Raw genomic sequence first — 12,951 nt, 5'->3', positions numbered from 1 at the left:
TACTTTCCGTTAAACATACTTTTGAACTACCTAACCTTGCGACTTATCATTCAGACATATTAAAAATACAATGAGCATTTACGAGTTATATAAAACGCATTGTTATGTTTCCACTAGCAATAAACAAAGCGACAAAGAACCACCAACTTTTTGCATTACCTAACAGGTATGACATGGCGGTCATGTGAAATTTTAGTGCTTATCTACCTTCTCGCCAACAGTCCATTGAAATGCAAGGTCGACTTTTTTCATTTGCCAAGTTCACCTAAATTCCTCTTTCACACCCACTTCAGTCTCATTAGAATTATTAAAGGCATTTGATCACTTACTGATTTCCATTGCTTCTTTTTGCTGAATCCTTGAGGGTGCAACATCATTAGTATTCATCATCGAAGTCTCATAGATACGTGAGTTTTGAGTACTAACGTCTTCAATAATACCTGTATCCATGCCTTTCTCTCTTACTGAGAATCAAACCATTACTATTTGCTGCTTAAATGACACAATTTGCAAATTGTAGGTTTCTTAATGAATAATCAGAATAGCTTTACTTAATAAAATAGATTGCTATTGTAGCGATAACGTTAAAACTGAAATTTTGTTTTGCAATTATATATGGCTTTAATTATGATTGCTTTCTTACGGAAAGCTAACGATAGGTAACAATATGCAAATCAACAAAATATATACAGGCCTCGTATTGGCCAGCGCCTTAGTACTTACAGGATGTGGCGGAGATGACGACGGTCAATACGTCGCAAGCAATGGTGACGATGGTGGTCCTATCGTTAATAACCAACTAAGCTATACAGTATTTGACCCTTTTACCGATGTGAACGATGGAGAGTACAAAACAGCATGGGGTAAGCTCGATTATAGATTTAGTAACAGCGGCTTAATGCAGACAATATCTACTATTGTAGGAAGCTCACCTACTGCATATCAAGACAGCATAGGTGATGTCTCTGAATTAGAGTTTTACGCTGGCCAAAATCTGTTCATTGCGGTACCTGAAGACTTTGATAGTCAGTTTTATAACATTAGCTTTGTTGATAGTGATACGTTTAAGCTAAGTATTCGTTCAGGAAGTGCTTCCGTTAATTCAACTTATGACATTAAAACCCTTGATCTTTCAGGCGTAGGCAAACAGCCATTCGACGCTGAAACCGGTATTGACACTGATTTATCTTATTTTCCTAGCAGTGTTAACCCTGTTTTTCCTAATGGCTCTCAATGCTATATACTTTTAGAAACCCCTAATCAAGATTTCTATACCTTTTCGGAAGACGAAGATGAAGGTAGCATGACCATAACCGAGTGGATTGCTAACGAGAAAACGTATAGAACTGTTACCAACCTTGTCAAAGAAAACATCGGTATCAACAATAAGCTATCAGCTGTAAGATATACCGATGAAGATGGCGATATCATCGCCGCTGTTAGATACAATGGCTTGATATACAGTGCTTCCTATAATCAAAAAGGCATACAGGAAAAAGAAAATACCAATCCTGATATTTCAGAAGTTTATTGTGATTTATATAATGACGTTGCGGCTGATTTCTTAGAAGCACAAATTAAAGCCAACTACTAAAAATAGTGTGTGCCTATAAATAATCATGAATTTTACTTATAAAATAGAATAAAAAATAGCGCCCATTGCCGGCGCTATTTTTTATTCTTGATCACTAATATTAAACTCAAGCAAAGAAAAATTCACTAGCTAAGCGTATGCTATTACTTGATAGTGAAAGACCGTATTGGTTTTCCTTGACCTAAATCTACGTACTATCAAAAGATACGATACGGTTGGTAAATCAGGGCTGCTCATGGCGAAACTTTGAGGTCACGTTTCAGACGTTTATTCTCTTCTATAATATACATGAGTTCAGGACCGTATTGCTTAGCACGAATAAACTTGCCTTCATCAGCTTTGCTTTGCTAGTTCAATAAGGTCTGCATGACTACTATAGCTGCTTTGCAGTCGCTGAAACATTAACGTAGTGTTGGCTATCTTTTTAATGGCTTCAGCTTTAACAACTGTACTATAAGCTCTAGTTTTCTCAATCATAATAAATTCACTATTGAGTCGTTAGTTTGCTAAGTTTGGCCCTACAATTCTTTCCAGCATAGCTTAGTACATTAATCAACCTACAAGGTTGATATCTCTAAACAACGAACAGCCATAATAAATTAGGGCTGTTCGTTGTTTAACGAGTAAATAGAAAAGCAATTAACCTAAAAACATCGATTCCAAACCATCCTGCTTATAGTATGGTGATATCGTTATGGACATACAAGCTAACTGTTGGATCTATTGTACTTTGATACTGAGTATAGTCTGCTTGATCGGATACTTGTTGCTCCACGAAATCTGCGGTCACAGATACTTCATCATCATTATCACCATTAATAAATAACTCATTATTGCTGTCGGTCATGGTAATCACATCATTGGTACCGATGTTAATCAATGACTGCGTATCGTTCCCAGTCAGGTCGATCACCTCAATGTTACTAATCACGCTACTATCAAAGTCACCAGAAATGTCACCAAAATCGATAGCGGTACTAGCCATATTGATCAATAAGGTATCGATACCGTCTCCACCATCCATTAAAGTATTATCAGCAGAGAATACTAATTCATCATTGCCAGCACCACCTACGAGTGTGTTGACACCGGTACCACCATCGAGGAGGTCATCACCAGCACCGCCAGTGACTCTATCATCACCTGCGCCAGAATTTACGGTAGTGCTACTATTTGTGGTAGTGATAGTGTCGTTTTGAGCTCCTGTTTCGATAGCGACAGACTCATTCAAGTTCAAATCAGCAGTTTCGGTTATTTCGTTGGAGACTTGCCCAGGGTCTGAGGTCTCAACAGTTTTGCCTGTATAAGTGATGGTACCATTATACGCCTGATACAGAATCTGTATATCATTGATACTATTGTTAGGCACGCCACTCAACACATAGCTACCTGCTACAAATTCAACAGATATCCCGTCTAAGCTTTCAGAGATACCATCGCCATCGTCATCAGCATTACGTAAGCCGATAACCTCTCCTGTGTCGCCAATCCTAAATAGCATGGATTCATCAAAGGGTTTGCCATCTTCGGGGCTAATCGTCAATGTTAGTGTTTCACTACCTCCTTCATCAACACCATCGGTATCTTCCATCTTAGCATTGGTATTTAGTCCAACCCATGTATAGGCTTCACCAGCTGAGTTCTGCGGGGTTAACTCAACACCATCAGCTATTGGCTTAAACATAAGATCCACGGTCGTGACATCGCCCTGTAGTCCATCTGTACTTAATACTGAAATATCAGCGCTACTCGTACCGCTATAGTTCTCTGGGGCTTGGATAAGTATTTCAGGCGTAGGGTTTGTGTCGGTACTTGGCAAACTCCACGACCCTATCCCTGTTTTATTGGCTATGATGATATCTCCACTATCATTAACAAAGGAGACGGTGAAGTCATCATTGACATTGTCCAGTATGAAGGTTGCAGGCTGATCGTCTTCATCTGTCTGTACAGCCTCATAGATGATACTGACCGCATTGACATTGTTCTCGCCCTGATCTTCATCCACGGTTAAGCTTGAAGCGTCCATATCGACGACTAATAGCAAGATATCAGCGCCCTTTTCGACAGTAATTTCAAAGTCCTTACGCGATACTAGCGTAGTCGTATCGTGATTTAGGATATCTGTCGCCTCTTTATGTACTACATACGTTTCAATCACAGTTGTACCATCTTCGTTCGCATCAGGAACGAAGTTAAAACTTACAGACGCTGGATTATCTGCGCCCACTGGTAAGGCAAAATACGTTCCTTCAGGTAATCCCATAGGATTAAAAACTGGCTCTAAAAGCTCACCATTGGTATCCGTAAGCGTACCGTTGATGGAAGCATCATTAGCGAACTGAAAATAGACATTGCCATTGATAATTTCAACATTACCTGCATCAGCAGTTGCAGTCAGATCTAATGTCAATGTTCTTTCTTCATCTTCCTCTATCACGATATTATCGTCATTCTGTACTGCGGTAGGATCGTCTTCGTGAAAACCGAAGTAATCGGTAATGGGCAGCACAATCAATGTACTGTCATTAGTACCTGGATCACTTATTGGAAACGCTGGATTGTCGGCTGACACAGTCTCAGAGTCGCCATTACTATCCGTACCTGTAAATAAGACATCTAAGGTAATCGCTTCGTTGTCAGCACTAGATTTATCAGTGATATTGGTACTAAAATTACCTGTAGGTACAAACGTAATATCATCTAATATAGTAGTAATATCAATATTTTCAGTCGCATTGCCGCTGATCAACCACGTATCGCCCTGTTTGCTTACTGACACTTGTGGATCAGAGCCATTGTAGCTCAACAGCACATCATCAGGTAGGTTGTCTAAGGTAAAGGAGAAAGGTGCGGCAGCTTGATTAGCATACGCCACACTATTTAACGTAGCAGTAATATAGCTACTCAAAGGTTCAGCTGCACCATCCTCAATTAAGGTTATGGGCTGCACGATGAGATCTGCTACTAACTCAGGAGGTTCTTCTCCACCATCTGTCGTACCTGTGATAAGCGTTAAGTCGAAGTTTGCCTCTACCGAGCGCTCAACATCAGGTGCATCTTGGTTATAAGCAGTTACGGTAATAGGTAAGTTCTCTGCACTATCCACATCATAGCCTGCCTTGATACTGAATTTGATATCTACGCTCGCCGTAATAGATGTGTCTATGGTTTCATCGGCAAAGTCGACGTACCATGTGTCGCCCGCTTTAACTGCTTCTACGAAGTTGCCACTGCCATCAGCATCAACGGCCACTAAAATACCATCGGGCACACCGTCTACTTGCACTCGTGTAAACACCTCTGAACCATCTAAATCTGGTGAGGTGAGAGTGATCGTTTTAATCACCTCATTATCAGCCGTATCGGCGTTAACGATATCAATGGTCTCTGAAGTCTCAATATCAGCAAGATTGACTAATGATGACGGATCAGTAATAGGCAACACGTCTACAATAAAGTCCGTCTCACGGGTTAGCGTCGTCTGATAGACGATATCTGCTGCCTCATTATTAGTGGATCTGACGGTATCCGTCACTGTATATTTAATGCCAAATTCATAGACATCATTGCCTGATTTATGGTTGACGAAATCAGGTTCATCACTAGCAGGATCAGCTGCAGTAGCCTCGATACTGGCGTTAAACTCACCATTTGAACCACGGGTGATGGTATAAAATCCTTCAGCGTCTGCTTGATCAGTTGTGATGACAACGCCGCCGACGCCGTCAATGCCGCCAACAGTGAGCTGAACACCCAGATCCTCAAGGTCAGTCAAGCTAATGGCCACACTGTCTAGCTCTTCAACGCCTGATGTCCAATCATCTGGATTATCCGTACGTCTAAAGGCGCGCTCAAAGTCTAACGTGACAGAATCGTTTTCATTCTGCTCAGCAGTAGGATTGACCACATCATTATCAAGTGCATCCGGCTTAACAAATATCTGTACGGGCTGGAGGTTTTGACTTGCCTCACTACCGCCTTTTAGTTCCGTACTGACGCCTTTGATATTAAAGTTAATTTCGCCTGCGAAATTGTCTTCGGTTTTGAATATTATCTCGCCATTATTGATCGCTTCATCCGTCACAACCCACTGCCTAGCAGTGCCTTCACCACCGATAAAGGTCACGTCGGCTCCTTGCATCATAAACCTATCATCAAGACCTGTGATGACATAGGTCACGATTTCAGAGTCATCATCATCGTAAGATCGGATATCTCCTGGCGTCTTAAAAATAGACCTAAAGGCTATCTCACTGTTAGCAGCATCCAATGCGCTTTCTTCAAGGATGACCGCGTAGTTATCAGAGGTTTGCCCACCATAGTCAAAGGTAACTTCATTCAATTCATCATTGAGGATTTTATCCGCGATCGTGTCAATCTTGATAGGCAATGCCAATGACGCACTAGGATCACTGGTATCCATGCCATCTACTGATACACCAGTGACTTGTAGCGTATAGTTATCATTACTATTTAGTGGCGGTATAAAGGATGGTACTTTGTCACTTTGATAATCAGTCAACGTGACCGACCATGTATCATCAGCATTATCTACCGTGGTAACATCATTGACTGCACCATAGTTTTGGTCAATCAAGACATAGCCACCATTTGCGCCATTATCAGCATCCCACACATAAAGGTAGGCACCATCCGGTATCGCATCAATAGTGACATTAAAGGTTTCAGAACCGTCTTTATCTTTGGACTGTGCCTTTATCTTAAGCGCAATGCCTCCCTCAGGGTTGTCAATAGTGTCATCTGGTGTATAGCTATCTTCATCGGTTGGATTACCATTAGATCTACCTGCATCTTCTACTCCTTGAGCAGGTTGCACGCTAAGCAGCACGTCATCAGCAACAGGCGTCACGGTCAAATAAAGAAAAGATTCACCAGATACGACTTTATCTGTTGCGGTATCATCATCTTCATCATAGTCGATGGTGACCGCTTGTTCTTGGATACGCAGTTCGCCTGAATAATTGTTAGGCGGAATAAATGCCAAGCTGCTAAGCCCAGCTACAGGTACGTCTACACCATTTTTACCTGCTGTGATAGTCTGCGTCTCACCTGCGCTATCATAACGGAACTGAGTACCAGCAGTATTGACCCAGTCACCATTATCATCTCTAATCTGGACAATCAGACGAGCAAAGGTCTCTTCTGAATCGTTACGATCATTACTATGGCTTGGTTCGCCAAAGTCGTTGGTATCATCTTCATTCGACCAACCATCCAGTAAATTAAAGCCGACATCAGTCGATAAGTCGTACCAGACGGGTGCAGAACTGCTCACACCATCATCATCACCATCTTCAAATACTAGTGTGCTATAAGTATGGTCTGGGTTGAGAGCGACATCATTGCTATTGTCGCCATCGCTATCGGTATCCGCACTCTCAGCCACTGGAGTGACCTTAATGATGACATCAAAGGTTTCATTGCCAGTAATAGGGTTGTCACTATCAACCGAACCATCGATAGTCTCGACAAAATAAGTGAGCGCAATATCGGCACTGCTATGCGCTGGCGGTATAATAGTATAGCCATTCAAGTCATCGACATTAAAGCCATAATAAAGCCCTTCATCTGTCAGATCTGTTGTTGTGATAGGCACACCGTTTAGAGAAATTTCGGCACCTGCAGTAATCAAATCATCAATTTGATCTTTCAAAATACCCACTATTGACAATGCCTCACTACCATCTTGATCAGTGATGGTAAAGACTGAATCGCCAGCATCATTTATTGTAAATAGAGCAATCGCTGTATCCTCAGTCCCTGCCTGTGGATCCACTGCCGTCACATCGATGGTAGGATTTACCGTTATATTTAATTTTACAGATGTTTTCTCGGTCTGAATGGCCGGAGCAATATTTGCAGAATCTGAATCCCTATCTCGAGTATTTAGCGTAAGCGTTGCCTCAATCACACCCGCAAAATCTGCTGGGGGTGCAAAAGTAAAGCTTGGGTCTAGATCATTACTCGTTACTTTCACTTTTGGAAGTATGACTGTGCCATTCTTACCTACGGTATAGCTGGTGCCATTGACTGTCACTACCTGACCATTGAGATCTTCTAATCCTTTAATAGAATACCAATACCGTTCTGAGCCATCGACATCTATAAACGTTTCATTCAATACAGATTGCAAATCTAGACTGCTGTCTTCGTCAATAACCGCATTAATCGTATCGTTTTTATCAATGCCATTGTTAGGGTCGTTTGCCAGAGTAATAGAAGTCGTGCCAGGTGGGAGCGGCGTATTAGGCTCTACTAGATCAATAATCGACGCATCTGTCACTGCTTGCACATCAATCAGTACATCCACTGATGTGGTTTCTGCTATCAAGCTACCATCAGGATCCGCACTATTGGAGTCGTTAGGCTCTAGCGGATAAGGGACGCCATTTTCATCGACTTCATACTCAGTGACACTCATAGTTACTGTAAAGTTAGTGGCATCTTGTTCTGGGTGAGAGACGATTAATGATTCAAACTGGTCACTTGTCATCTCAACATCAGCCGTAAACTCACTATCGGCAATATGAGTGCCATCGGTGAGTTTAATCGTGACAGTACCATCATCTCCTGTGGGAGCAATAATGACCTGCTGAACGCCATTGCCATCAATATAAAATAACTGGGCGCCCTCAGGTAATCCGCTTAATGTAATCGCCCCAAACCGTTCGCTACGATCGACTGACCCACCATTGATATCATCATCGTTATCGCTTATAGCGCCACTCATGTAGTCTGAATCATAGTCACTCAGATCCGTACTGGCCTCACCCCCATTATCACCAATGATTGGGGCTATAAAACCAAGCTGCGTCGATGACTCTTCTTCAACATAGTTGGTATAAATACCATCAACGATATCAACTTCATTATCATCAATAACGATAATAGGCGCATCAGCAACAGGATCTACTTCAATATTAATTCTACTGGTCGAGATCCTTCCTCCATCTTGTATACGGAGATTGAACATCACACTATAAAAATCGTTAAATTCATTAGGGGTTTGCTCATAACTGTTCGGTATGTCTGGTAAATCTGCTCTATTATTTGGTGTCGCGATAGACGAATAGTTCTCTTCTGGATTAAACTCAATTTGTCCATTGCCGATATTTCTCAAACTACCAACGACGGCTGGGTTTTCAGACGTATACAGACCGTTGGCATCACTGGCATTACCATTGACATCAATATAAACCAAATCGCCACTTAGCAAATCTATCGATGACGATAGATCATAATTCAATATGGTGACCACACCGCCATCAAAGTTTTCAGCAGCATTGATTAACAAGGCATCCTTACCATTTGGAGCAATGTTTTCATCCTCAGTGATATCCCCAAAATCCCCCTCATTAATAGTGAAATCAAGATCTTTATTAAACAGTCTATTTTCTACTTCAACATCGAACTGATCTTCCGCTATCGAACCATCTTCATCGACCACTGCATAATCAAGGTCAAATATAATATTGTCTAATCTACCATCATTATCAGCATCAATATTATCGTGTCTGATCGTATCATAGAGGGTGGCGGTATAAGTTAGAGCATCTTCACTAGTGTATGGCAAACCCTCAGGGTTAATCTCCACTTTGAATACGACATTATTGTTAGGATTATCGACCGTATCTGCAATCAGCTCACCATTCCGAGTAGTCGACACATATAGAGTACTATAATCGGTTACGCCATCGACCTCAGCATAGCGATAATAAAGCGGTAGGCCACTACTCTGGAAACGGCCGTTTATTAGGCTACCGTCGGCAACGGTAAAGTAAATATCAGAGATATTATCCTTATTACCTGTGACCGTAAATGCGGAATCGACTTTGGCCACATAAGTGCTAGCAGTACCCGAATCAGGGAACAATTCGTCTTCTTTTAAAACAACACTTTCGTCACTTTCGATAACGGGTGCGGTGTCTGTCACGCTTATAGGTTGATTAGCAACATCTGACACGTCACCATCTGCATCGATTAGTGTGTAACTGAATGAGCCATCATCTTGTAAGTTAGGTACAGAGTCACGATTATCAATCGATTTATTAGCAGCAAACGTCCAGCTGCCATCTTCATTGACTGTTAAAGTACCTGTTGGCGTTTCAAGATTTACTCCAAATTCGGTAGAATCTTCAACCGTATTGCCATCTATATCTAAATAAGTAAAGGTATTGATTCTTAAATCTGCGTCCGCACCTCGATCGTTATCAATCACATTGCCGGTAAGTAACGTACTATCATCACCATCAACGTACGAATCTTCTACCGCACTTACAGGTGTATCATCTTTAGCCAGTACCTTATCATCTTCGATATTGACATTAAATTTTTGTACCCTGGCACTGTCCGTGTCTTGAATTTCATATTTGACAGGTAAGGTGATGGTAACTCCATCAGTGTGATCTAGCTGACCTTGTAGCTCAAATACAAACGCTTGCGCATCTCCAGTGCTATCCGTAGGATTGGTCAAAGTAATGGTAAACACTTCACTACCTACGGCACTAGCAACCACCGTATGACCGTTATTACTCACCTCGTAAGTCAACGGCTCGCCATTGGACTCAAGTGATAAGGCTTCTAACCCTGCTGTGGTAACACCAGTGAATACTATATCGCTTATATCATCTGCAGCTTTAGTGATGCCAAGGTTACGCATCGCTCGTAGCGCATCAGGCGTCGTATCGGTGCCACCAGTTAGGTCATCTTCATTCAATATAACTTCAGGAATAAGTGCCGTGGGCTGTGTGTCATCCACTGTGATATTAAAGTCAGCAGTACTGATATCACCATTGGCATCTGTAATCGTATAAGAGATACTATCGATAATGCCGTCTAGATTATCCGATGTATCATCCGACATGTATGACCACGTGCCATCTGCGTTAATAGTTAATGATCCATATTGAGTATCGACTACAGTGCCTGTTGTTACTGTTTGACTATCACTATTTTCATCTAAGTACGTGAATGACGTAATGGTTGTATTTGGCGTACCCAAATCATCGTTAGATAATAGATTTAGATTTTCAGTGACACTGTTAATGCTTAGCTCACCTTCTTCAACCCTTGCATTATCAGATACTGCTTTCGGCGTCGCATCCACACTGATAACCGTCGTCGTTGTATTACTATCAGCATTATCTGTATCAGTGACCGTCACTTCAATGATACGGTCTATTTCGCTAGGCGTAGCAGAGGTATTGGCAAAAGTAATGGCATCAATGGCGGACTGATAGTCAGCTAAGCTTGCACTGCCGCTCAACTCAATACGACTATTTCCTAACAAGGTGGCTGAAATACCTGTTGGTAGATCACCTTCATCAATGGCAATTAAATCGCCTGTTTGTGAGTTGCTCAAGACAATAAGTGCACTGCCAATCGTATCGTTATTATCAATATCAGCAATGGCACTACTGTCACTGATAGCAACAGGGACGTCACCCTCTTGGTAAACTGTTGCATAATTGATAGTGGTATTACTATTACCAGAGATATCCAAGGTTGGCGCGTCGTTAGCACCATTAATAGTAATAGTTAGAGTTTGAGTAATCCCACCTACCTGATAAATAAATACTTGGTCGATTGCTTCCCCTTTAGCAATGGCTTGTACCTTAGAGTTGTTATTGTTTACAACATACGTATACGAGCCATCTTCGTTTAAGGTTAACGTACCATAATCATTTGCATCGCTAGGCTGACTCTGCAAGCTGACGGATGTTTCGGTACCGACTTCATCATTAGCTAATACATTGCCTGTCGCGGTTAAAACGCCATCTTCTTGTACAGTATTTACATCAGGCTTGAGGTCAACGTCATCGACAATCTGGCCTGTGACACTGTTTTCGGTATCAATTTGAACAGATTCAAAGCCACTATTGGTACCATCAACAGAGCTTATTGCTAGCTGATAATTCTCGATGCTTTCTTTTAATGGATCATTTAATACCGTATTGGTCAGGATAATTTGATTACCAGTGCTAGCATTAAACGTCACCGCAGTCAGCTTGCTACTCGCATCAAAATCGGCCGCAGCGGTCTCATCATTAAGATAAGATAAGTTAACCACTATGCTGCCGCTTGCAGGTAATTCGACGGGCTGACCATCAGCATCTACAAGCGATAAAGTATGTGTCAGCGAGGCATTATCTACTTCTATAGTGCTATCATCGCCTGTTAGTTGAACATACACAATATCATTACTATCAAGTCCGCCTTCATTAGAGCTATCGCCTAAATTGTTAGTATTGATAGTAGTAGTGATACTGTTAGTTGTCGTGTCACTAAAGTCGACAGCTTCAAATTCGTTAGTGCCAATATCCGTGATAGTGAGACTATAATTTTCACCATTGTCAGCAAAATAGTCATCGATGGTGTCGATGTTAAGCGCAGCACTTGATTGGCCCGCGGGTATGGTTACCGTGATGGTTTGGGCATTGTTATAGTCGGTGTCTGCGTCTTGGGTGCTGATATCGTTAAAGGTAACGGTGACATCGGTGTCTTGAGTAACGATAACAGGACTGCCGCTTTCATCTAAAAATTTGACTGTATATTCAGCCTCTTCACCTTCAATAACATTTTCGTCTCCCGTCATAACAACATAAGTGATGTCAACGACAGGAGTGACCGTAATCTCAACGGTGGCAGGCGCTGAAGTAGCACCATCATCATCGGTGGTGGTGAACTGGAGGTTGCTGACGCGTCCGTTAAAGTTTGGTGCAGGAGTGAACACAATGTTTGTGGCTTGAGCAGCGGTTAATACGGTGCCTGGTGTCAGTTCAACGGTTTGTCCATCATCTTCATAGGTCAGCACCCCTTGGTTGGCAGGCGGCACTTGCAATACCGTGACACTCACCACGCTACCATCGATGTCATTACCAACAAGCGACACCGTCACTGCTGTGTCTTCATCAGTGTTCAGACTTTGGTCGTTAGCCGTTGGCGGCGTATTAACATCTGTCACACTCAAGGTCACGGTGGCAGGCGCTGAGTCCAGACCATCATTGTCAGTGGCGATAAAGTCAATGGCATCTACCGCCCCATTGAAGTTCTCTGTTGGGGTAAACCGCACGCTGGCTGCCTCAGCAGCACTCAGCGGGGTACCAGCAGCGACAGGCACACTATCCCCTAATGCATTGGTATAGCTTAGGACGCCTTGGGCAGGATCTGGCAAGGCGGTGATGCTGATGCTTGCAATGTCACCATCAAGGTCACTGGCGATCAGCGGGACGGCAATCGCCTCACCCTCTGGGGTGCTAATAGCGGCATCGGTTGCCACAGGCGCATCGTTCACATCAGTAACCGTAATCTCAACGGTGGCAGGTGTTGATGTC

At 42.4% G+C, this 12,951-nt stretch carries 3 protein-coding genes; 1 reads left to right on the top strand and 2 read right to left on the bottom strand.

The window, feature by feature from the left end; genetic code table 11:
* Window positions 1-321 precede the first annotated feature (321 nt).
* A complete protein-coding gene (locus tag ACT3QQ_RS12615) occupies window positions 322-450 on the bottom strand; it encodes a hypothetical protein (protein ID WP_444520362.1) in 129 nt (42 codons plus the stop codon).
* A 217-nt stretch (window positions 451-667) separates the two neighbouring features.
* On the opposite strand from ACT3QQ_RS12615, the gene ACT3QQ_RS12610 reads away from it, so the two are divergent.
* A complete protein-coding gene (locus ACT3QQ_RS12610) occupies window positions 668-1,594 on the top strand; it encodes a hypothetical protein (protein WP_444528256.1) in 927 nt (308 codons plus the stop codon).
* Window positions 1,595-2,267: 673 nt separating this feature from the next.
* Here the strand turns inward: ACT3QQ_RS12610 and ACT3QQ_RS12605 are convergent.
* Window positions 2,268-12,926 (bottom strand): Ig-like domain-containing protein, encoded by a 10,659-nt coding sequence (locus ACT3QQ_RS12605; protein ID WP_444528257.1) that lies wholly within the window; start codon window positions 12,924-12,926, stop codon window positions 2,268-2,270.
* Between the last annotated feature and the right edge of the window lie 25 nt (window positions 12,927-12,951).

The organism is Psychrobacter sp. AOP7-A1-24, from assembly GCF_052376235.1.
GTDB lineage: Bacteria > Pseudomonadota > Gammaproteobacteria > Pseudomonadales > Moraxellaceae > Psychrobacter.
This window is presented reverse-complemented; position numbering and strand designations above follow the sequence as displayed.

Coding starts and splice junctions, on each gene's coding strand:
- ACT3QQ_RS12610 (WP_444528256.1), top strand. CDS start 668: ATGCAAATCAACAAAATATATACAGGCCTCGTATTGGCCAGCGCCTTA.
- ACT3QQ_RS12615 (WP_444520362.1), bottom strand. CDS start 450: ATGGATACAGGTATTATTGAAGACGTTAGTACTCAAAACTCACGTATC.